The sequence below is a fragment of the Bacillus sp. 17RED48 genome, from assembly GCF_019837545.1.
Classification (GTDB): Bacteria; Bacillota; Bacilli; order Bacillales; family Bacillaceae_G; genus Bacillus_A; species Bacillus_A wiedmannii.
The window spans coordinates 880,381-903,670 of sequence record NZ_JADAXG010000002.1; the positions used below are offsets into that span (position 1 = coordinate 880,381).

The window sequence follows — 23,290 nt, forward strand, 5'->3', positions numbered from 1 at the left end:
ATGTGCAACCAGACGATCTTAGTAACCAATATGTATTACCGTAGACTCTAAGCTTTGCGGCCTATCCTTTCGAATAGTGTGCTAAAAATATTTTTTATTCTTTTTTTGTTTCATTTTCCTCTTAAACCAAATATTACTATACCGTCTGGACGGTTATAATTCAATACTCTATAAAATTGTTCTATTTTTCTAATAAAAAAAATAATTCACCAGTGCATTAAATAAGCAATGGTGAATTATTTTACATTATATAGTTCGTATATTCTATTTATACGAATTATAAATAAGAGCTTGAATCACTTTTTCTCTTAATTCGGGGCTTAGTCTTCCAACCCCTAAATATTCTGAATACCATAATCCATCTGCCGCTAATCTAATAATTGTGGCACAAACTGAATCTATCTCATCATTTTCTATTTTATTTTGCAGTTGCTGAAATGATTGTTGTAACGGTTCAAGTAATTCAGGTTTTAGCATTAATGCTGCCATCATACTACTACCTAGCTCTTCTACTCTTCTCTCATTACTTAATCTTTCCTCTACAAAAGAGCGTACCCACCTTCCTTTCTTCTCTAAGTCCTCCGCTACTTTATTGTGAATAGCATCTTGATACTCCTCCGTCCCTTTGAGTATCATGCCCTCTATTAAAGCTTCTTTAGTTGAAAAGTGATACAACAATCCACCTTTACTTATCCCCGCCTCTTTTGCTACCGCTTCTAAAGTTAACTTAGCAACCCCTTTACATTGCACAATTTGAGAAGCGGCTGCTAAAATCTTTTGCCTTGTTATACTTATACTCATTCCTTTTTAAAACCCCCATTTCTACTAAATTTATATAAATACGTATCTTATTTTTAATATTGCTGAGTAATAATAAATATTTTCTGTATACAACAAAGGCTTCACTACCTTTGAATTGTTCGTTGCTTCTTCTATTAAAAATTTCCATATCATTCAATATGATAACATCAAACACTCACAATTGACTATACATCTATACATTTATATTCGTTGAAAATATATCCATAAACAAGAAATGCATACAAATTGATTATCCTTATATATTTAATCTATAATTTAAAGAGGTTTATATTTTCATAAAAATAAAGTGAAATTTTATAAGGATGATTCCATTGAAAAAATTTTCTATTAGTTATTTAATATGCTTACTGGTTTTTTCTATCATTGTGAACGTTTTACAGTATACACTAGTTCCAAATTATGCTGACTCCTGGGGACCGATTTGGGTATCTATTATTATGTTTTCAATTCTTGGAAGCATCCCTGTTCTTATCGGTTGTTTATTAGGTGAATTTTGTTATAGAAAAATAAAAAGAAGTCACGAATTAAAGATTGGAATTCCTTTATTTATATTGTTAGGTATTTCCTACAGTCATTTATTCTTTATGTGGTTTAACGACAGAGATTTTCTATCCTTTACTTTAGAAACCTTTCTGAATACTGGCCTTCCTATTACTGTATCATCTTTAATGTTTTATCTTATAAGACGGTGTTAATTCTTTCATCATTGCATAAAAAAATGTTATTACTCCTGATAAATTGAGTAATAACATTTTCCTTACTAAATTTGCTTCCAACTAGCATCCTTCACATCTTCACTAGTCGGCTTTCTAACTGATTTCACAAAGTATTCCTCGCAAGCACCAAATGCAATGAAATTTTTCTGTGCTTGTCTTAACGAAACTATATTCGCCCCGCCTTCAAAATCAGGATCGTTAAACTGAACCTCATTATCTTCCCAATAACATATATTACAAATTTCATATGTACCTGGTGGTTCTTCTTCTATTGTTCTATACCCGCAGCACGGACATGTGTATTTCATTCTGTCACTCCATTATTCATTTCTTTTTTCTCCCATATATTCCGGCCCACAAAGAATGTAATAGCGCAAATCATAGTTATTCCCATGAAAGAAACATTAGAATCTTCATATGTAGTTGGAATCCCAACCGTTACGGAAACAATACTACAAGCTAAAAGTAAATATAGTAATAAAGATATAATATAGCTGAGTTTAAATCGTAAAATGATACCTCTAAACAATAACTCACCAAGTAGACAGCCACCTAAAATAATAGGTACTCCGAAATACAATGTAAGGACTCCCATTTGCGCAGTAGATTGAATTATCTTACCAATTATGTTCGGCGAAACCAGCTCACTATTGTTTCCCATCCTATCATATAAATCAAGTGCTGTTGCTGAAATAAAGAAACTTAATATAGAAAATGAATACGGAATTAAAAACTTGCTCACTCTCATTCACCTCGCTTTTTTGTTTCACATATATTATTCATTATTTTCACATGAAAAAATAGCCCTCTATGCTAAAACATAGAGGGCCGAATTTTTATATAATAACCTATACCTTATCCTGAAGTGCTCCCCATAAACAGAACATCTAAACTATCTGTGCCTTATATTCTTTAGGGGATAGGTGGTTATTAGAAAGTAGTGTCTTCTTTTTTATAATATTCTTTTGAAATCTCTTCATAAAATGCAGCTGATGTCGTGTAGAAATACGGTACTAACCATAAGAAACCGATTCCTACAGTAAGAATACTTAAAATGAACCAACCTAAGAAGCTTAAGCATAGTAAAAAGTAATCCATTTTATGTCCATTCATCATACGACGACTTTCAGTAATCGCTTGATTCGCTGTATATTCTGGATGATCATTCAAAATAAAATATGTCATAGAATAAGAAAATGATTTAATAATACCTGGAATAATAAGAAGTAATGTCCATAGAATCAAGTACACATTCATTAGTAAATATGTTAAAAACGATTTCATAAACTTACTTCCATCGTTAAACCATCTAAATATATGACCGATACGAGCATTAGTCCCACGAATTACATTTAAAACAAAATAAGAAGCACCCACTGTTAACGGACCGATAATAAACATTGCAATAATAGTTACTGTAAGTGACTCATTTGCTTCTTCCCAACCCCAAAACATCGAGAAAATACCTGTGGTTAGCATTTCAACAGCTCCAATAAGGATTCCGACTAATAAGGTTGCCCCTACCGCTAACCCCCATTTTCCTTTTAATGCATTAAGTGCTGCTCTTTTTAACTGACTTATCATATATAGCCTCCTAATATTTTTTCTATATTAGTATACCATTTATATGAAAAATTCCACAGATTTCCCTGAAATAGAAGTATACTACTTTTTCGATATATGTGCGCTGTAGCTGTACTAATATATGGATTAAGCCCCTCATTTTCCTATAATAAAAAAAGCCTGCCTTTCATAATAGGCAAGCTTTTTCAAGTTAATTCTCACTCATTCTCTTCTTATACCAATTCTGCATTCTCTCCGCATCTTCTACTCTCGTATGCTCTAGTTTATAATTCGATGATGCGTTAGAGAACTTATACGTACATAAATCCGCTCGGCGCTGGAAATATGATTGTGTTTTTTCCATTGATTGGACATGTCTTCTTCTAACAAGCCCTGTATATTTTCCGACGCTACGATATACAAGCGTAATTTGCTCCCCGTTTACACTGTAACCATTTGTTTTAAACGTTCCGTATCCAAGTGTAAAGATAAGGATCGCGAGTGGAATCAACGCCCACATGATGTAATACTTTTCAAAGTATATACTTATTCCAGTAAGCGGGATTGCTAGCATTGCGAAGAATATAAAACTATCAATTAAGTAACGACGTAATGCTGCTTTTGGTAATGAAATAATGTTTGTATTCAGTTCGTATGGTAATTGTAAATGTGCAAGTAACTGTTGTACGCGATCTTTTCGAATGATAGGATGCAGTGTAACTTTTTCTTTCTCGTCACCCAGTCCTTTACTTTGAATGACTTCTACTTGCACAGCACAATAACCGAATGGCTGACGTAAAATACTTTCTTTTATCGTAATACCTTGAATACGATGTAACTTTAGGACGAGTTCTTTTTTCTCAAGTAATCCTTGCAAAATGCGGACTTCATCATTTCTTCGATTCACTGTGAAATCTCCATGTTTTAACGCATAACCGATTGTGGATATCATCCAAGAAATGACAAGTAAAATAGCTACCATGTAAATCCAGCCGTATATATCATGATCCATTACATATGACTCTACTTTATTTTTTATCCATTTCGGAATGTATTCATCCACTTGATTATAAACGAAGAATATTAAAGAAAATAGCAATCCAAACTGCCCAGATGTAACAGATGCTAATAGAATTTCTTTCCAAGTTAATTTGTATTCTGTCGCTTGCTTTTCCTCTGTAACGATTTCTTTTTCTACTACTTCTTCTGATATTTCTTCTGCTTTCAATTCTCGAGTTGGCTCATTTAGCATTGCGATAAGCTCGGTTGCTTCTTCTACTGTAATGCCAGCTAAGCTAACTTCTGCATCATCGCCCCCACCAGCTGTTTCAATCTGAATTTTCTTTAAACCAAGCATTTGATATAGCACGTTAGAACTTGTATTAATCGTTTGCACACGTTCTTTATTTAAGTAGCTCTCCTTCTTCACAAAGAGCCCTTGTTTCACATGTAATACGTTATTTTCAACCCAATATGTTGTGTAATACCATTTTTCAAACGCTGAAAAGATGGTAAGTAAACCGAATGCAGCGGGAATTAAATACCAAAACGGGAACTTTCCGTTTAAACTAAACATGAAAATAATGAGTGGTATAAAATCTGTTATTTTTAATTCTAATAACATCGTAATGGGATGCTGCCTCTTATACATCCTCATCACTCACTTTCGCTAATTCTGCAATTTTCGTTTTCAACATTTCTGCTTCATACATCGTTAAGCCTGGGATGCTGTGAGAAGTTGCCGCTGTTGAAATGTGTAATTCTGCTAATCCATATTTCCTCATAATTGGCCCTTGTTCAATCGTCACGTGCTGCACACGAATCATCGGTACTAATACGCGCTTTACGACGAAAAGACCGTGCTGAATTTCAAGTTCTTCTTCATTTAGTTGATAGCTATAATAACGCTGACGAAGTTTCGGGAATACGAAGTACTCAAATGGTGCTAGTGCAACCGTTAAGCCGATTAACACGTACAAAATCCACGCCCACCAATCAAACTTTATCATGAGGAAAAGGTAAGCTAAAATGACAAGAATACCGATCCCTTCTTCAATTACAGCACGAACTTTCCACACCTTGACCATGTCAGGATGAATTTCATTTTTCAATGGATCCATGTAACCACTCCAAATCTAGTAATCTAATATACGAATACTCTCAAACTATATTTTACATAACTTTACAGAAAATTGTAATTTAATTATCTTTCTTCTCAGGGATAAAATATCCGAACCAAAGTAACCAAATGAAACCGATTAACTTCAGCCAACTTCCATCCGCTTGAAAAGCCTCTATTATACCTGGTATTTTATAAAGTGAAACTTTAATCAGTGGGGGTTTTGTTCATCCCCCACTGATTATTAGTTGAACCAATCAGGCTTTTACGGGCAGTTGATCCCCACCTAACTTCTTTGCTTTCGCTGAATTTTGAGGTGGGGGTCTTACTGCCCGTTAATGCGGGATAAAGCCCAATGAATCCAAGAAAACCGAGCCACCAGTTTTTTTGCATTTTCACTTTTATTCCTCCTTCATTACATTTTTCACATTTCGAATCCAAATTTCTTTATACTTTAACTGGAATCCCATTAACATGTAATTACTCATATTATCGATCACGAGCGCTAACGTATGTGCATTTTCTTCCGTTGCCTGTTGTGACACAACGTCAAGTTCCACACCTTTCTTCAATAAATCGTGGAAACCATTTAAAAAATCTTCTTGTATTTCAAATAAGCGTTTCTGATACTTTTCATTTCGCGATGCAGTTACGATGAATTCATTTATGACGCGTAGTATGCCTTCTTGTCCTTCATACTCAGAGAGCATATGTAAACCATCAGCGATTAACTTTTCTGCAAAATTTTCTTTCGTATATTGTTCTTTATTGAAATAACTCACGAAATGATACCCAGAAAAAATTTCTTCAAATAAAAAATCAACTAACGCTTCTTTAGAAGAAAAATGATAATAAATAGCCGGTTTTGAAATACCTACCTCTTTCGCAATCATGGAAAGGCTCATCTTCTCAATGCCGTGCTCTGCCATGAGTTTAAATGATGCTTCTACAATGTTTTGCGATGTTTGTAAATTCTTTGTCATACTGTACCCCACTTATTTTTACTTACCGGTCGGTAAATAAATTATAAAATGAAACGAAATGATTTGCAAGTTAGTTAGAGTAACAGAAGGGATTTATTGGTAAATGTAGAAAAGTATAAAGTAAAAGCAACCTATAACAATAAGGAGGATATTCCTATGGGAATTGGCGGTAAAGGCGGTAGTGGTGGCACTGGTGGCGGTGAAGCTGGACAAGATGGCAAGAGCGTTAGTAGTGGGTATATAGTACTCATTGTGCTCTTTATCGTATTGATTGTAGTCGGAGTTGGCTATAACGGCATTAACTTCTAAAAAAAAGCATCCTAAACCACAATTTAGGATGCTTTCTTTTTAATTTCTATTCAGTAATCGCATACGATAACAATTCATCGTCACTTCTCCGAGTCTTTGCAGTAGTTGATAGTTCGCATATGCGCCGACTGGGGCACCGATTATTGGTACGAGCTGAAGCATTTTTGCTAAATCGATATAGTCTCGGTACTCTGTTTGGAACTTTTCCCAGTCCATATGATTTTCTTCTTCTGTATCCCACGTTTCGATTGCTTTCCATATTTCTTTTCGGTAATCGTCACTTGAAAAAGCAAGTTGGAAAACGTGAAGGATAAAAAGGCGCTCTTCTTTATCGCTCGTATCAAATCCGTACAACGTTGCTGCATCGAATAAAAATTTAATTTTAATGCCAAGTAAAAGCGGAAAATCAGCAAGACCAAGGAGAATACCGCCAGCTCCCGTCCCTGCTCCTTCTGCCGCTGCTATTTTTTTGTACTCATCCATTTTTTTACGTACTTCGTCGTCTCTTCTTTGCAATGACCAGTTCGTCTCTTTTAATTTTGGCTTTATAAAGTTTGATCCGGCACTAATTGTTTGCACCATCATCCGAATCGTTTCTGTTAATACTTTTTGCACTTTCGCCGGAATAAGCTGTTGTACTTTCGTCTGCACTTTCTTAGAGAACCGTGTCATCATCGAAGAATCTTTCATGAATGTAGCTTTCCACTGTTCCAATTCTTTTATAACCTTCTCTTCGTATGTAATCATAGGTTCATTCCCTTCAATTTAAACGCTCAATACGTTTCACCCCGTATTGATAAACGAAACCGATACTAAATACTATGCTTACGACTAGTAAAATTCCCGTCATCATGAAATTTTTCGTCGCAAAGGCGAATATAACTGTAAATACAACGCTGCCGGTAATAAGGATCGTATTTAATAAGACAAGAAAATCTTTCTTCTTCTCTTCTCCCCCGACGGGATACAAATCAAGCCAAATCTTCATGCGGTGATGCTTCCATAAAGTTAATAGCTGATAACCGATTAAATATAGGAAAATAAGGCTTACGATAAATCGTCCATATAAAAATGGAATGAAGTAAAGAATAACTCCTCCAAGAGCGAGCAAACGCACATATAAACCGAAATAGTTACCAGATCGTAAAAACGTTCTTGTATATAAGTATAAATATGTACGCTTTTCACCAATCATTGAAAGAATGAAATCAAGCCATTTTCTACGTGCTACTCTTTCTTTTAATGCAGGTACATCAACGAACATATTCGCGATGCGGTACAGCAGCATCATCTTCTTACCTTCTTCAGAAATTAAATACTCCCAGTTTAGCGGCTTTCCCTTCACCATTTGATGTAGTACTACAAGGTATAACATCATGAGAAGGACGATTCCGCCAACAAAAATGACGGAAGTACGCTCTACAAGGAAGTATACAAATAATCCGTTTAAAATAAAACGAATGAACCAATCAGCTCTTTGTATATTTTGGTCTGTTAAAAATGATTTTTCCCACGCGACGAATAAGTTCCACGCTTTTACAATGACAAACGCGAGTACAATCCATATGTAAGCAGCTCCTGTTTGCTTCATTTGCTGGAAGTATAACGGGGCAAGCGCTGCCGCTACGATTGCGATTATGTATAACTGAATCATAAACGTAAAGAGAAATGCCTTTGTAAAATAAGGTTTTAACTTTTGTTCAACTGGCAGCAAGTAAACGAGATCCGCTTCTTTTAATAACGTTTGTATCGATCCGGCCGTTAATACGAGTCCAAGCAACACTGCCATAACGAGCGCTGTCGGAAACGACGGTGTTAACGTTTGTAACCATTGCTGGTAATAATACGCTCCGGCGCCGATGATGAATACGAAAATAAATTTCAAATGATCATTAAATACGTATTTACTATATGTACGAACTTCTTTTAGAAAGTGACGAAATCGTTCTTTCCATAATGCTGTGCTATTCATAATCTTCTTCCTTCGTTAATGCAATATAAATATCATCTAGCGTTGCACCTGGCATATTAAAATCGGATTGCAGTTCAGATAATGTCCCCTTCGCTCTTACTTCGCCTTGATGCAGAATAATAAACGAATCACAATAACGCTCTGCCGTCGCTAAAATATGTGTACTCATTAAGATTCCTGCACCGCTCTTTTTCATTTGATCCATCATTTGAAGAAGTGATTGAATCGCTAACGGATCAAGCCCAACGAAAGGTTCGTCCACAATATAAAGAGATGGTTCCACTAAAAACGCACTCATAATCATTACTTTTTGTTTCATCCCTTTTGAGAAATGAGATGGAAACCATTTTAAACGATTTTTCATGCGAAATTCTTGTAATAGTTGCCCTACACGTTCTTCATATTGTTTTTCATCGACACCGTACGCCATCGCTGTTAACTTCAAATGTTCTTCTAGCGTTAGCTCGTCATATAATACCGGTGTTTCTGGGATGAACGAAAAACTAGAACGGTACGCTGTCATATCATCACGAATTGTTTTCCCATTAATTGTGACAGTTCCTTTTTTCGGTTCCATTAAACCGATAATATGTTTAATCGTCGTACTCTTCCCGGCTCCATTTAAACCGATTAAGCCGACAAGTTCGCCTTTATTCACAGAGAACGAAACATCTTTTAGTACAGGTCGTTTCGTATATCCTCCTGTAACATTTTCTACACGCAATAACTCGCTCATACGACACCACTTTCTTCATTAGTATTCATTCTATATTCATCTTACCAAAAATAGCGCTGTACTACATAGTATCGATGCCCTCAAAAAAAATTTAAATTTGTTCGCATATATTTTTACGAAAGCGGACATCATAATTAGTGAAGAAGGAACACATTGAAAAAGCGACCACCAATTGATGAGTACAACAACATAGTGAAGTCATCATGAAATGGGGTGTCCATGTTGGACAAAGAAATTTACACATAACCAGATCATTTGTTTCATTTTAGAAACGGGGTGTCTCCGAAAGAGCATATACTGTTTTAAAAAATAAACAATTTCCTTTTATAAAGATTGCAATTCATTTCACTTGAAAATGGGGTGTCTACGGCAGAAACTTTAGCCGATTTACCGTGCATTTCTTAAATAAATGAGGTGTCTGCGAAACGTAAATTACGATAATGCTTTTTCAATCCCTCTTCAGAAAACAGGAAGCTGACTCAGCTTCCTGTTTTTCGTGTTTGTTCTCTTATATAATTATGGTAAAATACGGCTAAGGCTACTTGAAAGGATGAGATCAATGAACCATACAGCGGACAATTGTATTTTTTGTAAAATTATTGACGGGCAAATCCCTTGCTCAAAAGTATACGAAGATGAACATGTGCTTGCATTTTTAGATATTAGTCAAGTAACAAAAGGACATACTCTTGTTATTCCAAAAGTTCACAAACAAGACATTTTTGCGTTAACGCCAGAAATCGCATCACACATTTTTTCTGTCGTTCCGAAAATCGCAAATGCGATTAAAGCAGAGTTTAATCCAGTTGGCTTCAACCTACTTAACAATAACGGTGAAAAAGCTGGACAAACTGTGTTCCACTTCCACCTTCATTTAATTCCACGCTACGGTGAAAACGATGGTTTCGGTGCTGTTTGGAAATCACATCAAAATGAATACACAATGGAAAATTTACAAAACATCGCAAGTACAATTGCAAATAGTGTGAAATAATGACACTATAATAAGAAGTAATACATAACAAGCCACTTTCCTAAAGTGATTACATATTGCACGGCTTGTTTCTCCATTCAAGATACCAGGGAATGTGCATTGCACACTTTTCTTTCCCTCGTCTTAAAGATATGCATATTTTTTCACATCATGAATACGAACAAAAAATAAGGAGGTTTCCTTTTATGTCAAAAGCTAAATCCTTTATTACAGGTGTCATTTGCGGCGGAGCAGTTGCTGGATTAGCCGTTCTTTTCTCTACTCCTTCTTCTGGTAAAGCTATGCGCGGTAAGCTGAAAGAAAAAGGAACTGATATTAAAAAGACTTTAGCTGATATTACAGCTGATACAAAATTATTAAAACGTCAAATCGTTGAAACTGCTTCGGAAGGTAAAGAAGTGTTTCAAGAATTAAAAGAAGATATGCAAGACACGCTTTCTAACTGGAAGCAAGATATTTCTCAAAACAAACGACATATTGAGCAAGAAATTTTGGACATTCAAAAATCAATTGAGAAACTACAAGAAGCTGTTCCGGAAAAAGCGTAAACAAATTCCTGCTTAGTTTTTTGCATATAACAAATATTTTTTATATAAATTGACCTTAACACGGCATATCACACAGATATGCCGTGTTTTTATGCATTTACAATATATGTTATCACTTAACATGTAAGGACAACACATGTATTCACGACTCATAAAACGCTTCCATGCTTATGCATGATTTGTATAGAATGTCATTTTTCCGAAAAATTTTCACAATTCTCACAAAAAGACTTTATTAATTTTTACTTTACTGGCATAATAGATAGTAATGAAAAAGAATGTTAAAGTGGGTGAGTAAATGAAAAGTGGAGAAAAAGATTACTCGGTAAAAGAAGCGATGATTTTCAGCCAACGCATTGCTCAATTATCGAAAGCGTTATGGAAATGCGTAGAGAAAGATTGGCAACAGTGGATTAAGCCTTACGATTTAAACATTAATGAGCATCATATTTTGTCAATCGCTTATCATTTAAAAGGGGCTTCTATTTCTGAGATTGCTAAGTTTGGAGTTATGCACGTATCAACGGCGTTTAACTTCTCGAAAAAGCTAGAAGAACGCGGCTATCTTGTGTTCTCGAAAAAAGAAGATGATAAACGAAATACGTACATTGAGATTACAGACAAAGGGGAAGAATTACTACTTCGCTTAATGGAGGAGTATGATCCTGAAAATAACTCTGTATTTAATGGGGCTCTTGCACTTCGTAATTTCTATGGTAAGTTCCCAGAAAATATCGAACTTATCGCTATCTTGCGCAACATTTACGGACAAGACTTCATCGATATTTTTGAGAAATCATTAGAGAATATTGAGGAGAATTTTACGGAATCCGATCAGAAGTTAGTTAAGAAGTAACCTATTTATTTATTCTCAATCATGCTTAAGAATTCATTCATAAGCGGCTTAAATAAACCTTGTTTTGCTAGCGCTTCCGCAGTTTCGTGTACTTCGAGCTGATGTGGAAGCGCTTTTTCAAATTGCTCTAACAGCGCATCGAACAAAAGAAGCCCTTCTGCTTTCTCCACTACATATTGCTCGTTCAGCATTTCACAAAGATGTAGTATACGTTCAACATCTTTTTTGCGAGCTTTTTTCTTTATGATTAAAGAATAAAATGGACACTTTTCTTCATCAATCATTTTAAATAGTAGGTCTACGTAGTATTCAGCTTGTTCTAATCTTCTAACAACGTCCATTTTCTCCCTCACTTTCTAACACAAAGTCTTCTATTTCTGAATTTTATAACACGAACAAAATATCGTATGATACAATATATAAAGTATATGTATTTTAGCCAAAAGGAGGTCTCGCCTCATGACACTTATAACAGTTGTTTTTGTCGCATTCGCACTTCTTGTTATATTTTACACGAATTTTATGACACATACACTGTGTGAACGAAAACAAATAGCTGCGAGCCGCCAACCCGGTGTCTTTCGGGTTATCAATGTATGTATAACAATTTTATTAATTTCTAGTTATATAGAAATTATATTTCATGGAAAGTGAGGAAGGAAGCCCCTTCCTCACTTTTTTCCTCTATAAGCAAATTATACCTACTATAACCAATAAAATAAACAGTACAAGTAATAAAATAAGTTGAGAATTCATCCCCATCCCCTCCTCTTTTCTATATATGCGGCATGCGCCCAATACGGAACACCTTCAAAATCTGACACGTACTGGTTAAATTTTCTTTATCAATATGAAATTGAGTCGAAATATGATATATTAAATTTTGTACATATTGCTTATACTATGAAATAAATGACACGCATCTTAACTTTATCCTCAGCCTCGGTAAGCCCTGTTAAGCGCGCTTTACCAACGAAAAAAGCAAAAGTATCAGTGAGACTTAATCGGGCTCTTATGAACCAAAATTCATTGGTGTAGGATAAATTAAAAATACATAATAGTAGGAGTGTTTATCGAATGAAGAAAGCTATGCTTGCCTTAGCCGCAACAAGTGTAATCGCATTATCAGCATGTGGAACAGGATCATCATCAGACAAAATCGTTACATCTAAAGCTGGTGACATTACAAAAGACGAGTTCTACAATCAAATGAAGACACAAGCTGGTAAACAAGTACTAAACAACATGGTTATGGAAAAAGTACTTATTAAAAACTACAAAGTTGAAGACAAAGAAGTAGACAAAAAGTTCGATGAAATGAAAAAACAATACGGTGATCAATTCGATACACTATTAAAACAACAAGGTATTAAAGAAGAAACTTTAAAAACTGGTGTGCGTGCTCAATTAGCTCAAGAAAAAGCTATCGAGAAAACAATCACTGATAAAGAATTAAAAGATAACTACAAGCCTGAAGTTAAAGCAAGCCACATTCTTGTAAAAGATGAAGCGACTGCGAAAAAAGTTAAAGAGGAACTTGGACAAGGTAAATCTTTCGAAGAGTTAGCGAAACAATACTCTGAAGATACTGGTTCAAAAGAAAAAGGTGGCGACTTAGGATTCATCGAACATGGTAAAATGGTTAAAGAATTCGAAGATGCTACTTATAAACTGAAAAAAGATGAAGTAAGCGAACCTGTAAAAACACAATTCGGTTACCACATCATTAAAGTTACAGACATTAAAGAGCCAGAAAAACCATTCGAGCAATCAAAAGCTGACCTGAAAAAAGAGCTAGTTGCGAAGAAAGCACAAGACGCTGAATTCATGAACGATCTTATGATGAAAGAAATCAAAAAAGCTGACGTAAAAGTTGACGATAAAGATTTAAAAGATCTTTTCAAAGAGCAAAAAGCTGACGATAAGAAAGAAGAAAAGAAATAATGAAGTGAAAAAAGCTTGGGCTTCGGCCCAAGCTTTTTTTGTATGCTCTCTTCTCGTGATACATTACGTGTAGATTGGATAAATGAAATTATATGATTACTTCCCCGATTCTACAGAAAGGTTAACATCTTTTTCGTTTTATGGATCGTGTAAAATCTTAGTTACTTATATATTTACATAATCTTCGTTAACAGAAGTTGATTTTGTCATTCATTTAACTAAAACCATCTTTTATGCATTTCACTTAAAAACATTTCTGTGATTTTAAATCCAGAGCTTTCTCCGATAATAGCGTCAATCCCACAATGCGGACAAACTGCTGTGTTATCATCATCCCACCACTCTGTAATTTTGCCTGGATTGAAAATTTCCAAACAATAAAAACAACCACATACAACATCTTTTTCTAAATGTTTTCTATTACGAGAACAAAAGCGATGCGCTTCCTCAAAATGTTTTTCCATCAGTATCCCCTATTCCTCATTTTCTTTTATGCTTTACTTAAGTTCTCCTCGACAAAATTTCAATTCTTTCTTAAAGAAAAACCAAAAACCTTGATTCCATCACACACGGAACCAAGGTTTATCTTATTATCATTGATTAAATTAAAAAACTATGTTAAATTAGTACAGAAACACGCTTTAGAAAATACACAGAACGTATTTATCCGTATCTTAATTGTACACCAAAACACATCTTCAGTCAACCTCTATTTTTCACTTTTAAAGGAGTGCTTACCGTATGAACAAAAAACTTGATTTAGAGCAAAAACGATTGGATACCGTAATAGAAACGATTACGGCGCAAATTGATAAACTGGAAAACGAAACTGGCAGACGCCGGGCAGAAGTAATCCATATTCGTAAACACTTTTGGGATGACGTAAAAGTGAATACTGATACTTTTGATGATTATCTTGAAACAGTTATCAACTTAAGACAACAAGCTCAGTCACTAGCTGTCACACAAATTACCCATAAGCACACCTTTAATCGACTTGCTGCACTACGACGTATGCATAAAGCACCTTACTTTGGACGAATTGATTTCAAAGAAGAAGGAGAATCTGCTGCGGATCAAATTTATATCGGCGTAGCTACACTTACTGATGCAAGCGGAGAAAACTTCCTTATATATGACTGGCGCGCACCTATTTCGAGTGTGTACTACGATTATCCACCAGGACCGGCTGAATACAGTACACCAGGCGGCGTAATCCACGGTAATGTGGAGAAAAAATTACAATACATTATCCAAAATGGCGAGATTGATTCTATGTTCGATACGAGTCTTACAATTGGCGATGAAATTCTGCAACAAGCGCTCGGAAAAGGTACGAACAAACATATGCAAAGTATCGTTGCTACGATTCAGCGCGAGCAAAATGAAATTATTCGTCACGATGAAGGCCGACTACTTATCGTGCAAGGAGCTGCTGGTAGCGGGAAAACGTCAGCTGCCCTACAACGAATCGCCTACTTACTATATAAATATCGCGAATGGTTAAAAGCGGATCAAATTATTCTCTTCTCCCCTAACTCTATGTTCAACAGCTACGTTTCTAACGTACTACCTGAACTCGGTGAAGAAAATATGCAGCAAGTGACATTCCAAGAATATTTAAACCATAGACTAAGCAAGTCATTTGACGTTGAAGATCCTTATGAACAATTAGAATATATGTTAACTGAAACGGATAGCCCTACCTATAAAACGAGAAATGCGAGCATTCGATTTAAAGCATCCACCCAATTTTTCGAGATGATTCGAGCGTACAGACAATCTCTTGAATCTTCAGGCATGCTATTTAGAGGAATGAAATTTAGAGGAAAGTTAATTGCTTCTGCTAAAGAAATTACAGAGCAGTTTTACAATACTGACTCCTCCCTCCGCTTCCATAATCGAATTGAAAAGTTAACGGATTGGCTAAATAAACAAATAGATGCAATTGAAAAAACAGAACTGAAAAAGCCTTGGGTAGAAGAGGAAATTGAATTACTTAGTAAAGATGAATACCAAAAGGCTTATAAATATTTACAGAAAAAAGGCGAGTTTGACGACAACTCCTTTAATGATTTTGAGAAAGAAACGAAAGTACTTGGACGTATGATTGTCCGTAAAAAATTGAAGCCGCTTCGTAAAGGTGTTCAAACATTGCGCTTCATCAACTTCACAGGCATATATAAACAACTCTTCACAGATGCATCATGGGTTGCTGAGGAAAAACCGAAAGAGTGGGATGACATTTGCTCATTAACAGTAAACATGCTCGATGAAGGAAAGCTATATTATGAGGATGCGACTCCATTCTTACTTTTAAAAGAATTAATTGAAGGCTTCCAAACGAATAGATCGATTAAACATGTACTCGTAGACGAAGCACAAGATTATTCGCCGTTTCAATTTGAGTTTTTAAAACGTCTCTTCCCTGCTGCAAGAATGACTGTACTTGGAGACTTTAACCAAGCGATATTTGCCCATGCGAGTGAAGCAGTGAATTTCAATACACTTACTAGCTTATACGGACCAGATGAAACGAACGGTATCAACTTAACTCGTAGCTATCGCTCAACAAAACCGATTATTGAATTTACACGTGCTCTCGTACCGGAAGGAGAGAACATTCACGCCTTTGAACGTGACGGTGAGAAACCTACAGTGACGAAAGTATCGAATGACAGCGAACTGCACGAACATATTACTGCCAAAGTTGCTGAACTACAAAAAGAGCAGCATAATACGATCGCAATTATATGTAAATCTGCAGCTGAAAGCGCCGCTGCCTACGAAGCACTTAGTCATATCGAGAATATTAAACTCGTGAAAAGTAACTCAGCCGAGTATGAGCAAGGCATTGTCGTGATCCCTGCTTACTTAGCGAAAGGTATCGAATTTGATGCTGTCATTATTTACGATGCTTCTAAAGATGTGTACAGCGATGAGAGCGTTCGTAGATTGTTCTACACTGCTTGTACGCGCGCGATGCATGAACTGCAACTTTATAGCGTTGGCGAGGTTAGTCCTTTTATACTTCGGGCTGATTCGGAGAGTTTTGAGCTTATAACGAAAACACCTTGATAATTATCAAGGTGTTTTTCTCATGCTAAACGACATATCTTTACGTCGATATACACTTAACACGATCCCTATTAAAAGCGCATGGAATACAGTTGGTGTTAATCCATAACTAATAAAAGGCAACGATATAGAAGCAATCGGTAATAAACCTAAAATCATGCCCACGTTATAAATAAACTGGACTACGAAAAGAGTCATTCCTCCAACGAGAAGCAATTTACCATATCGGTCATTTATTTTATAAGATATGATTACTAATCTTGCTACAAAAAGAGAAAGAACGGAAACAAGAATTAGCGCAAGCACATACCCATAATAGTAAGTCAAACTTGCAAACACAAAATCAGTATCCGCAGCAGGGATGAACTTTGTATCTCCAGATGTACCAAACCAACCAGCCGACGACATTACCTCTTTTAAACGTATATACATAAATCCTGCGCCACCTGCATCACTCTCAGGATTTAAATACCCTAAAACTCTATCTAAGTGGTATCCTGAAGACCAGGATACCGATGCCTTAATAATAAATAAACAAATGGGTACAATCGTAATAATCAACGCCGTTTTCTTTCCTAACTTACTCCACCAAAGCATAACGAATACCATTGTCATATAAACAAAAATTGACGAAAGGGTGGATACAATTAAAAATAAATACAAAGAAAATAAATATAAAACCACAAGATGTATAACCTTTAGCCTATTATTATTGAAAAAAGAAGCCCAAGCTAGAAAAAAGAAAGGTACTGCCATTAAACAGTCAACTGCAATTGGACCAATTTTTATTAACGGTTCTCCAATCATTGAAGCGTTTGGAAAACAGTATAGCATTAACAGGACAACTACTCCGATTGTGTAAAACAACAATCCCATTCTCTCTAATTTCCGATAATCAAGTAACATCATCCCAATCGCTGTTATAACACCGAGAATAACAAATATCACCTTATTCATTATTACATCATTCGTATATTCAAAAGCTAAAACTGGCAAAAACCCTAACCCCATAGCAGCCACTAATAAAATAAGTAAGAACCAATCCACCTTTGGCTTATGTAGTTTGTTAAGCTCCTGCCCTAATTTAATCGGACTTCCCATTTGTTCCACAGCTTTATTTTCAGCGACTTCCTCACTTAATCCTTTTTCTATCCATGTGTTCTTCGCCTGTTTTAAGTGAAAGTCTAGTTCAGTTGCTACAAAGCTCTTTGCTTCTTTTGATTTAATATGGTTCGTAACTTCGCTTACAAAACGCTCCCCTTTTTTATTCAATTTCGCCTCACTCCTGTACTAAGCCTTTTAATATAAATTGTACCTTCGTAGCATTTTTCTCTGCCTTTCGCAGCATCTTTCTTCCTTTATCATTTAATTGATAATATTTCGCTCCTTCATGATCCCAACTTGATTGAATAAAACGATTCTGTTCTAGACGATGTAATACGGTATATAAAAACCCTTCATTTCCTTCGAATTTTCGAATCCCTCTCCCTCGTAGTAACTGTGACAATTCGTATCCTGTTTTTTCATTACTGAGGAGTTGTAAAATTGCTAAAGAGATGTCCTCTTCCTTTTCGTTTAAAGCATTGATTTTTTCGCGCACCTGCTTTCGATGTTGATCGGAAAAACTCAAATGTTTAAACGTTGTATTCTCCATTGATTTTCGCAGGCCTTTTAATCGATCTTCCATTTGATTACTCCTCCAATCCTTTCTTCAAAAGCTCCTTCGCTTTTTTCAGTCTCGTTTTTATCGTGTTTTCTTTCACGTCTATTACAATGGCAATATCTTTAATTGGTAATTCTTCATAATAAAATAGATAAATGACTTCTCGATATTTTATCGGTAAATTCATTACTGCAGAAGCGAGCTCACGGTCCTCCGCATTTTGAATGACAGTTTGTTCGACACTATCATTTTGAACCCCAATATAAGCCGATTCATCCTCTGTCACGATCACCTTTTTGTTATACCAACTTTTTACATAGTCCTTACATTGATTAATCGCAATTCTCCATAACCACGTTTTCACATTCGACTTCCCTTTGTATGTATGAAGAGATTTATAACATTTCACAAATATATCTTGCGTTACATCCTCAGCAACCTCTTTATTATTCACATATGAATACACAAGCTGTAAGACTTCTTGTCCATACTTATTCATGATTTCATCGATAAGGAGTTCCTTATCTTCTATTTCAAACGCTTCTACCGTTAATTCATCCACACCATTTCCTCCTCCCCATATATTAGACGACGCACCGTATGGAAAAGTTTTATTAATTTATAAAAAAATACGGATGATAGTGTCCGTATCGTTTTTTAACTTTAATTTTTCTTCACTAAGAGTAAACCTTTTATTGTGATACAACACTTTAATCGAGACTTTAGCACATTCATAATAAAACAAAAAACCACCTAAAGGCTCCCCTTCAGGTGGTTCTCTATTTTACGCTAATGCAGCTGCCTGCTCTTGTTGATCTACAGGAATTACAGCGTCTGTTAATGCTTTTTCTAGTTCAGCTGTGTATTTCATTTGCTCTTCTTTGCTCCAGCCTAGTTTCGCAGCCATGTAGTTGATTACTGCTTCTTTCCACTCATATACCCAGTGGATGTTGAAGAATACAGCGCCTCTACGTCGTACGAAGAAGTCAACTGGTTTTGCTGTCATTTCGTAATCCATTGCGTATACAAGTGGGATTAGAACGTCTAGTGGCATGTTGTATTCTTTCGCTTCGTCTTTATGTTTTTTCGCTAAGTCGAACAGTACGTCTACGTTAGAGCCGTAGAATTTCGCGAATTCTTCTGCTTGTGCTTTCGTTAAACCAGATTTCGTACCTTCGTCTGCTTTTTTCGCAACGAATGCTGGGAATCCGTGTGAACCACTTACATGTCCACCAGAGATTGGCATATGTTTCGTGTCGCTCTTCGGATATGCACTATGACCTTCTTTTTGTAATAGGTTTGTTACGTAGTCTACTACCATTTCAGCCATTTTACGGTATCCTGTTAATTTACCACCTGCGATTGTAATTAAGCCAGATTCAGAAGTCCAAATTTCATCTTTACGAGAAATTTCAGATGCATTCTTACCTTCTTCATAAATTAATGGACGTACACCAGCCCAGCTTGATTCTACATCTTTTTCTGTAATTTTTACACTTGGGAACATGTAGTTAATCGCATTAATGATATATGTGCGATCTTCTGTTGTCATGTGCGGTACAGCTGCGTCTTTATCATAGAACGTATCTGTTGTACCTACGTATGTTTTTCCGCCGCGAGGAATCGCGAACACCATACGTTTATCTGGTGTATCGAAGTAAATAGCTTGCCCTAACGGGAAACGTTTTTGGTCAATTACTAAGTGGACACCTTTTGATAACTGAAGTACTTTCCCTTTTTTCGAGTTATCTTTTTCACGAAGTGTATCTACCCAAGGGCCAGCTGCGTTTACAATTTTCTTACCGTACACTTCATATACTTCGCCATCTAGTAAATCGATTACACGTACACCGCATACTTTTCCATCTTTATATAAGAAACCGTCTACTTTTGCGTAGTTAACAGCTTTTGCACCGTGTTCAATTGCTTCTTTCATTACTTCAATTGTAAGACGAGCATCGTCTGTACGATATTCTACGTAGTAACCGCCGCCTTTTAATCCTTCTTTTTTCACAAGAGGCTCTTTGTTTAATGTTTCTTCACGGTTAAACATTTTTCTGCGCTCGCTTCGTTTTACGCCTGCTAAGAAGTCGTATACACGAAGACCAATTGATGTACTGAATGATCCGAACGTACCGCCTGTATGGAACGGAAGTAACATCCACTCTGGTGTTGTTACATGGGGACCGTTCTCATATACGATTGCACGCTCTTTCCCCACCTCTGCTACCATTTTCACTTCAAGTTGTTTTAAATAACGTAGACCACCGTGTACAAGCTTCGTTGAACGACTTGATGTACCTGCTGCAAAGTCCTGCATTTCAAACACAATTGTTGATAACCCGCGTGTTGCTCCATCTAATGCAATACCAGAACCAGTAATACCTCCACCAATTACGATCACATCTAACTCTTGTTTATTTACTCCGTTTAATACGTCTTTACGTTGTTTACTTGAAAATTTCATGGTAATTCCTCCCTTTGATAACGAAAAAAGAGACCACGAACTCCGCTATAGATTTCGCCTCTATAGCGTGTTGTGGTCTCTCCAAATCTCCTACCGAATTATTAACTTGTCACCATTATAACACTGTTTATGATTATTTGAAAGCTTTTGTTGCTTCAATTGCTTTTTTCCATCCAGCATATAGCTCTTCGCTTGTTTCCGCTTCCATCGTTGGTTCAAAGCGTTTGTCCATATGCCACTGTTCTTTAATTTCATCTTGGTTTTTCCAATATCCAACTGCAAGACCAGCTAAGTACGCTGCCCCTAAAGCTGTCGTTTCATTGATCACCGGACGCTCTACAGGAACATCTAAAATATCACTTTGGAACTTCATTAAGAAGTTATTTTTAACTGCTCCGCCATCAACGCGTAATGTTTTCAGTTCAATACCTGAATCTGCTTCCATTGCGCATAATACATCTTTCGTTTGGTATGCTAAAGATTCTAGCGTTGCACGAATGAAATGCTCTTTCGTCGTACCGCGCGTTACACCAAACATAGCGCCGCGTACTTCACTATCCCAGTACGGTGTACCTAAACCTACGAATGCTGGTACAACGTATACACCTTCAGTTGATGCAACGCGTGATGCGTATACTTCACTTTCGCTTGCATCTTTAAACATACGCATTCCGTCACGTAACCATTGAATTGCAGAACCTGCTACGAAAATACTTCCTTCTAATGCGTAGTTTACTTTACCATCTATTCCCCATGCAATTGTTGTTAATAGACCATGCTCAGAAGCTACTGCTTTTTCACCTGTGTTCATTAACATGAAGCAACCAGTTCCGTACGTGTTCTTCGCCATACCTTCACCGAAACAAGCTTGTCCAAATAATGCTGCTTGCTGGTCACCGGCTACGCCTGCAATCGGTATATTTTGACCGAAGAAGTGATAGTCGATTGTTTCGCCATAAACTTCAGATGATGGACGTACTTCTGGAAGCATGCTCTTTGGTACTGTTAACATGTCTAGAAGCTCATCATCCCACTGTAAGTCGTGAATATTAAACATTAATGTACGTGATGCATTTGAGTAATCCGTTACGTGCGCTTTTCCACCAGATAGTTTCCATACAAGCCACGTATCAATTGTTCCGAATAATAGATCGCCGTTTTCTGCTTTTTCTCTTGCACCTTCAACGTTATCTAAAATCCATTTTACTTTCGTACCAGAGAAGTATGCGTCAATTAAAAGACCTGTTTTTTCGCGAACCGTTTCGCTATAACCTTTTTCTTTCAACTCATCACAAATTTCAACTGTTTGACGAGATTGCCATACGATTGCGTTGTAAATTGGTTTTCCAGTCGTTTTATCCCAAACAACCGCTGTTTCACGTTGGTTCGTAATACCGATACCAGCGATTTGTTCTGGTTTTACATCAGCTTCGCTTAAGCAAGTTGCGATAACTGCTAAAATAGATCCCCAAATTTCTTGTGCATTATGCTCTACCCAACCTGGCTTTGGAAAATGTTGTGTAAACTCTTTTTGAGCTGAATGAACAATTTCACCTTTTTTATTGAACAGAATTGCGCGTGAGCTAGTTGTTCCTTGGTCTAAAGAAAGAATATATTTTTTCATATCGGTTTCCCCCTATGCTACTTTTCTACTATTTGTATTGCTTTCACTTTTTTTACTTGTCATATAAGAGATTGCTAGTACAATCACAGTTGCAATAATCATATAAATAAGTGCTACATTTTGTTTTCCTTCAAATACAACTTGATGGAATAATCCTGCAAGTGATCCACCTAAAATTGGACCGACTACTGGAATCCATGCATACTTCCAGTTTGAACCGCCTTTTCCTGCAATCGGAAGGAAGAAGTGTGCGATACGCGGACCTAAATCACGAGCCGGGTTAATCGCGTATCCTGTTGTTCCACCTAATGATAAACCAATACTTACGATTAAGAAACCTACGATAAATGGATTTAAACCATCTGCAAATTTATTTGCTCCAATTGCTAATATACCAAATACTAAAACGAATGTTCCAATCATTTCACTCAAAAGGTTTGTAAATGTGTTCGGAATTGCTGGACCTGTTGCAAATACACCTAATTTTGTTCCTGGATCTTCTGTTTCTTTCCAGTGTGGTAAGTAATGTAAATATACAAGAACTGCCCCGATAATTGCCCCAATCATTTGTGCTGCGATATAACCTGGTACGTCACTCCATGGGAACGCTCCCTTAAATGCTAGTCCTATCGTTAAAGCTGGATTCAAATGTGCCCCACTAATTGATCCAACCGCGTACGCTGCAACTGCTACCGCTAAGCCCCAGCCCATTGTAATGACAATCCAACCTGAATCTTTTGCAAACGACTTCTTTAAACTTACACCAGCGCAAACGCCGCCACCAAGTAAGATTAACAATGCAGTCCCTATTAACTCCCCTAAAAATGCTGACATAAAATCCCTCCACAATCAATTTAAATGCGTTCAAATGTGATAGAGGTAAAATGAATGGCCAT

General features: G+C 36.3%; 28 protein-coding genes and 1 riboswitch. Of the genes, 8 read left to right on the forward strand and 20 right to left on the reverse strand.

Annotation, left to right across the window (positions count from 1 at the left end):
• Window positions 1-93: riboswitch (cyclic di-GMP riboswitch) on the reverse strand.
• 171 nt (window positions 94-264) lie between these two features.
• Window positions 265-801 (reverse strand): TetR/AcrR family transcriptional regulator, encoded by a 537-nt coding sequence (locus tag ILT06_RS11315; RefSeq protein ID WP_000028006.1) that lies wholly within the window; start codon window positions 799-801, stop codon window positions 265-267.
• A 332-nt stretch (window positions 802-1,133) separates the two neighbouring features.
• Between ILT06_RS11315 and ILT06_RS11320 the strand changes: the two genes are divergently transcribed.
• Window positions 1,134-1,517, forward strand: a complete 384-nt coding sequence (locus tag ILT06_RS11320) for a hypothetical protein (protein WP_098102747.1) — start codon at window positions 1,134-1,136, stop codon at window positions 1,515-1,517.
• 65 nt (window positions 1,518-1,582) lie between these two features.
• On the opposite strand, the gene ILT06_RS11325 is transcribed toward ILT06_RS11320, so the two are convergent.
• From ILT06_RS11325 to ILT06_RS11355, 7 genes are all read right to left on the reverse strand, one after another.
• Window positions 1,583-1,846, reverse strand: coding sequence for a CPCC family cysteine-rich protein (locus ILT06_RS11325; protein WP_098102748.1), 264 nt, complete (start codon window positions 1,844-1,846; stop codon window positions 1,583-1,585).
• Window positions 1,843-2,286, reverse strand: a complete 444-nt coding sequence (locus ILT06_RS11330; RefSeq protein WP_098102749.1) for a hypothetical protein — start codon at window positions 2,284-2,286, stop codon at window positions 1,843-1,845. Before ILT06_RS11330 ends, ILT06_RS11325 begins: the two co-directional genes overlap by 4 nt.
• Before the next feature lie 182 nt (window positions 2,287-2,468).
• A complete protein-coding gene (locus ILT06_RS11335) occupies window positions 2,469-3,122 on the reverse strand; it encodes a DUF975 family protein (RefSeq protein ID WP_222655106.1) in 654 nt (217 codons plus the stop codon).
• 190 nt (window positions 3,123-3,312) lie between these two features.
• Window positions 3,313-4,752, reverse strand: coding sequence for a PH domain-containing protein (locus tag ILT06_RS11340; protein WP_098102751.1), 1,440 nt, complete (start codon window positions 4,750-4,752; stop codon window positions 3,313-3,315).
• Window positions 4,745-5,221 carry a PH domain-containing protein gene (locus ILT06_RS11345; protein WP_064473826.1) on the reverse strand — a complete coding sequence of 159 codons (477 nt, stop codon included), beginning with the start codon at window positions 5,219-5,221 and terminating at the stop codon, window positions 4,745-4,747. The genes ILT06_RS11340 and ILT06_RS11345 overlap by 8 nt, the downstream gene beginning before the upstream one ends.
• Before the next feature lie 206 nt (window positions 5,222-5,427).
• The gene (locus tag ILT06_RS11350; RefSeq protein WP_064473836.1) at window positions 5,428-5,613 is read right to left on the reverse strand and encodes a hypothetical protein; all 186 of its coding nucleotides are present in this window, start codon (window positions 5,611-5,613) and stop codon (window positions 5,428-5,430) included.
• Window positions 5,614-5,621: 8 nt separating this feature from the next.
• Window positions 5,622-6,203 carry a TetR/AcrR family transcriptional regulator gene (locus ILT06_RS11355; protein ID WP_064473825.1) on the reverse strand — a complete coding sequence of 194 codons (582 nt, stop codon included), beginning with the start codon at window positions 6,201-6,203 and terminating at the stop codon, window positions 5,622-5,624.
• 156 nt (window positions 6,204-6,359) lie between these two features.
• Here ILT06_RS11355 and ILT06_RS11360 point away from each other — a divergent pair, with 156 nt between their 5' ends.
• On the forward strand, window positions 6,360-6,512 hold the full coding sequence (locus ILT06_RS11360) for a sporulation protein YjcZ (RefSeq protein ID WP_103656032.1): 153 nt from the start codon (window positions 6,360-6,362) through the stop codon (window positions 6,510-6,512).
• A 39-nt stretch (window positions 6,513-6,551) separates the two neighbouring features.
• Here ILT06_RS11360 and ecsC read toward each other — a convergent pair whose 3' ends face one another.
• Genes ecsC through ecsA form a run of 3 tightly spaced genes read right to left on the reverse strand, consistent with a single transcriptional unit; the run spans window position 6,552 to window position 9,220 of the window.
• Complete coding sequence (gene ecsC, locus ILT06_RS11365; RefSeq protein WP_064473824.1) at window positions 6,552-7,259, reverse strand: ecs operon protein EcsC; 708 nt, start codon at window positions 7,257-7,259, stop codon at window positions 6,552-6,554.
• Window positions 7,260-7,272: 13 nt separating this feature from the next.
• A complete protein-coding gene (gene ecsB / locus ILT06_RS11370) occupies window positions 7,273-8,484 on the reverse strand; it encodes an ABC transporter permease EcsB (protein WP_098102753.1) in 1,212 nt (403 codons plus the stop codon).
• Entirely contained in the window at window positions 8,477-9,220 is a 744-nt protein-coding gene (gene ecsA, locus ILT06_RS11375; protein ID WP_071711167.1) for an ABC transporter ATP-binding protein EcsA, read from the reverse strand. Before ecsA ends, ecsB begins: the two co-directional genes overlap by 8 nt.
• Window positions 9,221-9,779: 559 nt before the next feature.
• Between ecsA and ILT06_RS11380 the strand changes: the two genes are divergently transcribed.
• The 3 genes from ILT06_RS11380 to ILT06_RS11390 all read left to right on the forward strand — a co-directional run bounded on the left by ILT06_RS11380 (window position 9,780) and on the right by ILT06_RS11390 (window position 11,618).
• Window positions 9,780-10,214 (forward strand): HIT family protein, encoded by a 435-nt coding sequence (locus tag ILT06_RS11380; RefSeq protein ID WP_001016840.1) that lies wholly within the window; start codon window positions 9,780-9,782, stop codon window positions 10,212-10,214.
• 185 nt (window positions 10,215-10,399) lie between these two features.
• Window positions 10,400-10,762 carry a YtxH domain-containing protein gene (locus ILT06_RS11385; protein WP_000030297.1) on the forward strand — a complete coding sequence of 121 codons (363 nt, stop codon included), beginning with the start codon at window positions 10,400-10,402 and terminating at the stop codon, window positions 10,760-10,762.
• Window positions 10,763-11,060: 298 nt separating this feature from the next.
• Window positions 11,061-11,618, forward strand: a complete 558-nt coding sequence (locus ILT06_RS11390; protein WP_000834920.1) for an HTH-type transcriptional regulator Hpr — start codon at window positions 11,061-11,063, stop codon at window positions 11,616-11,618.
• Between the two features lie 5 nt (window positions 11,619-11,623).
• Here the strand turns inward: ILT06_RS11390 and ILT06_RS11395 are convergent, their stop codons facing one another.
• Window positions 11,624-11,959 carry a DUF1878 family protein gene (locus ILT06_RS11395; RefSeq protein ID WP_064473821.1) on the reverse strand — a complete coding sequence of 112 codons (336 nt, stop codon included), beginning with the start codon at window positions 11,957-11,959 and terminating at the stop codon, window positions 11,624-11,626.
• Between the two features lie 118 nt (window positions 11,960-12,077).
• Here ILT06_RS11395 and ILT06_RS11400 point away from each other — a divergent pair, with 118 nt between their 5' ends.
• Entirely contained in the window at window positions 12,078-12,272 is a 195-nt protein-coding gene (locus tag ILT06_RS11400) for a hypothetical protein (RefSeq protein WP_000172690.1), read from the forward strand.
• A 30-nt stretch (window positions 12,273-12,302) separates the two neighbouring features.
• On the opposite strand, the gene ILT06_RS32875 is transcribed toward ILT06_RS11400, so the two are convergent.
• The gene (locus tag ILT06_RS32875) at window positions 12,303-12,416 is read right to left on the reverse strand and encodes a hypothetical protein (protein WP_002007073.1); all 114 of its coding nucleotides are present in this window, start codon (window positions 12,414-12,416) and stop codon (window positions 12,303-12,305) included.
• 279 nt (window positions 12,417-12,695) lie between these two features.
• On the opposite strand from ILT06_RS32875, the gene prsA reads away from it, so the two are divergent.
• The gene (gene prsA / locus ILT06_RS11405; protein ID WP_064473820.1) at window positions 12,696-13,562 is read left to right on the forward strand and encodes a peptidylprolyl isomerase PrsA; all 867 of its coding nucleotides are present in this window, start codon (window positions 12,696-12,698) and stop codon (window positions 13,560-13,562) included.
• Window positions 13,563-13,780: 218 nt separating this feature from the next.
• Here prsA and ILT06_RS11410 read toward each other — a convergent pair whose 3' ends face one another.
• The gene (locus tag ILT06_RS11410; protein ID WP_064473819.1) at window positions 13,781-14,026 is read right to left on the reverse strand and encodes a hypothetical protein; all 246 of its coding nucleotides are present in this window, start codon (window positions 14,024-14,026) and stop codon (window positions 13,781-13,783) included.
• A 277-nt stretch (window positions 14,027-14,303) separates the two neighbouring features.
• Between ILT06_RS11410 and helD the strand changes: the two genes are divergently transcribed.
• Window positions 14,304-16,640, forward strand: coding sequence for an RNA polymerase recycling motor HelD (gene helD / locus ILT06_RS11415; RefSeq protein ID WP_064473818.1), 2,337 nt, complete (start codon window positions 14,304-14,306; stop codon window positions 16,638-16,640).
• A gap of 6 nt (window positions 16,641-16,646) precedes the next feature.
• Here helD and ILT06_RS11420 read toward each other — a convergent pair whose 3' ends face one another.
• The 6 genes from ILT06_RS11420 to glpF form a co-directional block, all read right to left on the reverse strand.
• Window positions 16,647-17,912, reverse strand: a complete 1,266-nt coding sequence (locus ILT06_RS11420; protein ID WP_064473817.1) for an FtsW/RodA/SpoVE family cell cycle protein — start codon at window positions 17,910-17,912, stop codon at window positions 16,647-16,649.
• Window positions 17,913-17,919: 7 nt separating this feature from the next.
• Window positions 17,920-18,327, reverse strand: a complete 408-nt coding sequence (locus ILT06_RS11425; protein ID WP_088047883.1) for a PadR family transcriptional regulator — start codon at window positions 18,325-18,327, stop codon at window positions 17,920-17,922.
• A gap of 4 nt (window positions 18,328-18,331) precedes the next feature.
• Window positions 18,332-18,865: a sigma-70 family RNA polymerase sigma factor gene (locus ILT06_RS11430; protein WP_064473815.1), complete on the reverse strand. Its 534-nt coding sequence runs from the start codon at window positions 18,863-18,865 to the stop codon at window positions 18,332-18,334.
• 222 nt (window positions 18,866-19,087) lie between these two features.
• Window positions 19,088-20,770, reverse strand: a complete 1,683-nt coding sequence (gene glpD, locus ILT06_RS11435; RefSeq protein WP_064473814.1) for an aerobic glycerol-3-phosphate dehydrogenase — start codon at window positions 20,768-20,770, stop codon at window positions 19,088-19,090.
• 133 nt (window positions 20,771-20,903) lie between these two features.
• The gene (glpK, locus tag ILT06_RS11440; protein WP_064473813.1) at window positions 20,904-22,394 is read right to left on the reverse strand and encodes a glycerol kinase GlpK; all 1,491 of its coding nucleotides are present in this window, start codon (window positions 22,392-22,394) and stop codon (window positions 20,904-20,906) included.
• A gap of 12 nt (window positions 22,395-22,406) precedes the next feature.
• On the reverse strand, window positions 22,407-23,228 hold the full coding sequence (gene glpF / locus ILT06_RS11445; RefSeq protein ID WP_222655107.1) for a glycerol uptake facilitator protein GlpF: 822 nt from the start codon (window positions 23,226-23,228) through the stop codon (window positions 22,407-22,409).
• Between the last annotated feature and the right edge of the window lie 62 nt (window positions 23,229-23,290).

Excerpts from the sequence above, each read along its gene's own strand:
- ILT06_RS11315 (WP_000028006.1), bottom strand. The coding sequence starts at position 801 with ATGAGTATAAGTATAACAAGGCAAAAGATTTTAGCAGCCGCTTCTCAA.
- ILT06_RS11325 (WP_098102748.1), bottom strand. The coding sequence starts at position 1,846 with ATGAAATACACATGTCCGTGCTGCGGGTATAGAACAATAGAAGAAGAA.
- ILT06_RS11330 (WP_098102749.1), bottom strand. The coding sequence starts at position 2,286 with ATGAGAGTGAGCAAGTTTTTAATTCCGTATTCATTTTCTATATTAAGT.
- ILT06_RS11335 (WP_222655106.1), bottom strand. The coding sequence starts at position 3,122 with ATGATAAGTCAGTTAAAAAGAGCAGCACTTAATGCATTAAAAGGAAAA.
- ILT06_RS11340 (WP_098102751.1), bottom strand. The coding sequence starts at position 4,752 with ATGTATAAGAGGCAGCATCCCATTACGATGTTATTAGAATTAAAAATA.
- ILT06_RS11345 (WP_064473826.1), bottom strand. The coding sequence starts at position 5,221 with ATGGATCCATTGAAAAATGAAATTCATCCTGACATGGTCAAGGTGTGG.
- ILT06_RS11350 (WP_064473836.1), bottom strand. The coding sequence starts at position 5,613 with ATGCAAAAAAACTGGTGGCTCGGTTTTCTTGGATTCATTGGGCTTTAT.
- ILT06_RS11355 (WP_064473825.1), bottom strand. The coding sequence starts at position 6,203 with ATGACAAAGAATTTACAAACATCGCAAAACATTGTAGAAGCATCATTT.
- ILT06_RS11360 (WP_103656032.1), top strand. The coding sequence starts at position 6,360 with ATGGGAATTGGCGGTAAAGGCGGTAGTGGTGGCACTGGTGGCGGTGAA.
- ecsC (WP_064473824.1), bottom strand. The coding sequence starts at position 7,259 with ATGATTACATACGAAGAGAAGGTTATAAAAGAATTGGAACAGTGGAAA.
- ecsB (WP_098102753.1), bottom strand. The coding sequence starts at position 8,484 with ATGAATAGCACAGCATTATGGAAAGAACGATTTCGTCACTTTCTAAAA.
- ecsA (WP_071711167.1), bottom strand. The coding sequence starts at position 9,220 with ATGAGCGAGTTATTGCGTGTAGAAAATGTTACAGGAGGATATACGAAA.
- ILT06_RS11380 (WP_001016840.1), top strand. The coding sequence starts at position 9,780 with ATGAACCATACAGCGGACAATTGTATTTTTTGTAAAATTATTGACGGG.
- ILT06_RS11385 (WP_000030297.1), top strand. The coding sequence starts at position 10,400 with ATGTCAAAAGCTAAATCCTTTATTACAGGTGTCATTTGCGGCGGAGCA.
- ILT06_RS11390 (WP_000834920.1), top strand. The coding sequence starts at position 11,061 with ATGAAAAGTGGAGAAAAAGATTACTCGGTAAAAGAAGCGATGATTTTC.
- ILT06_RS11395 (WP_064473821.1), bottom strand. The coding sequence starts at position 11,959 with ATGGACGTTGTTAGAAGATTAGAACAAGCTGAATACTACGTAGACCTA.
- ILT06_RS11400 (WP_000172690.1), top strand. The coding sequence starts at position 12,078 with ATGACACTTATAACAGTTGTTTTTGTCGCATTCGCACTTCTTGTTATA.
- prsA (WP_064473820.1), top strand. The coding sequence starts at position 12,696 with ATGAAGAAAGCTATGCTTGCCTTAGCCGCAACAAGTGTAATCGCATTA.
- ILT06_RS11410 (WP_064473819.1), bottom strand. The coding sequence starts at position 14,026 with ATGGAAAAACATTTTGAGGAAGCGCATCGCTTTTGTTCTCGTAATAGA.
- helD (WP_064473818.1), top strand. The coding sequence starts at position 14,304 with ATGAACAAAAAACTTGATTTAGAGCAAAAACGATTGGATACCGTAATA.
- ILT06_RS11425 (WP_088047883.1), bottom strand. The coding sequence starts at position 18,327 with ATGGAAGATCGATTAAAAGGCCTGCGAAAATCAATGGAGAATACAACG.
- glpD (WP_064473814.1), bottom strand. The coding sequence starts at position 20,770 with ATGAAATTTTCAAGTAAACAACGTAAAGACGTATTAAACGGAGTAAAT.
- glpK (WP_064473813.1), bottom strand. The coding sequence starts at position 22,394 with ATGAAAAAATATATTCTTTCTTTAGACCAAGGAACAACTAGCTCACGC.
- glpF (WP_222655107.1), bottom strand. The coding sequence starts at position 23,228 with ATGTCAGCATTTTTAGGGGAGTTAATAGGGACTGCATTGTTAATCTTA.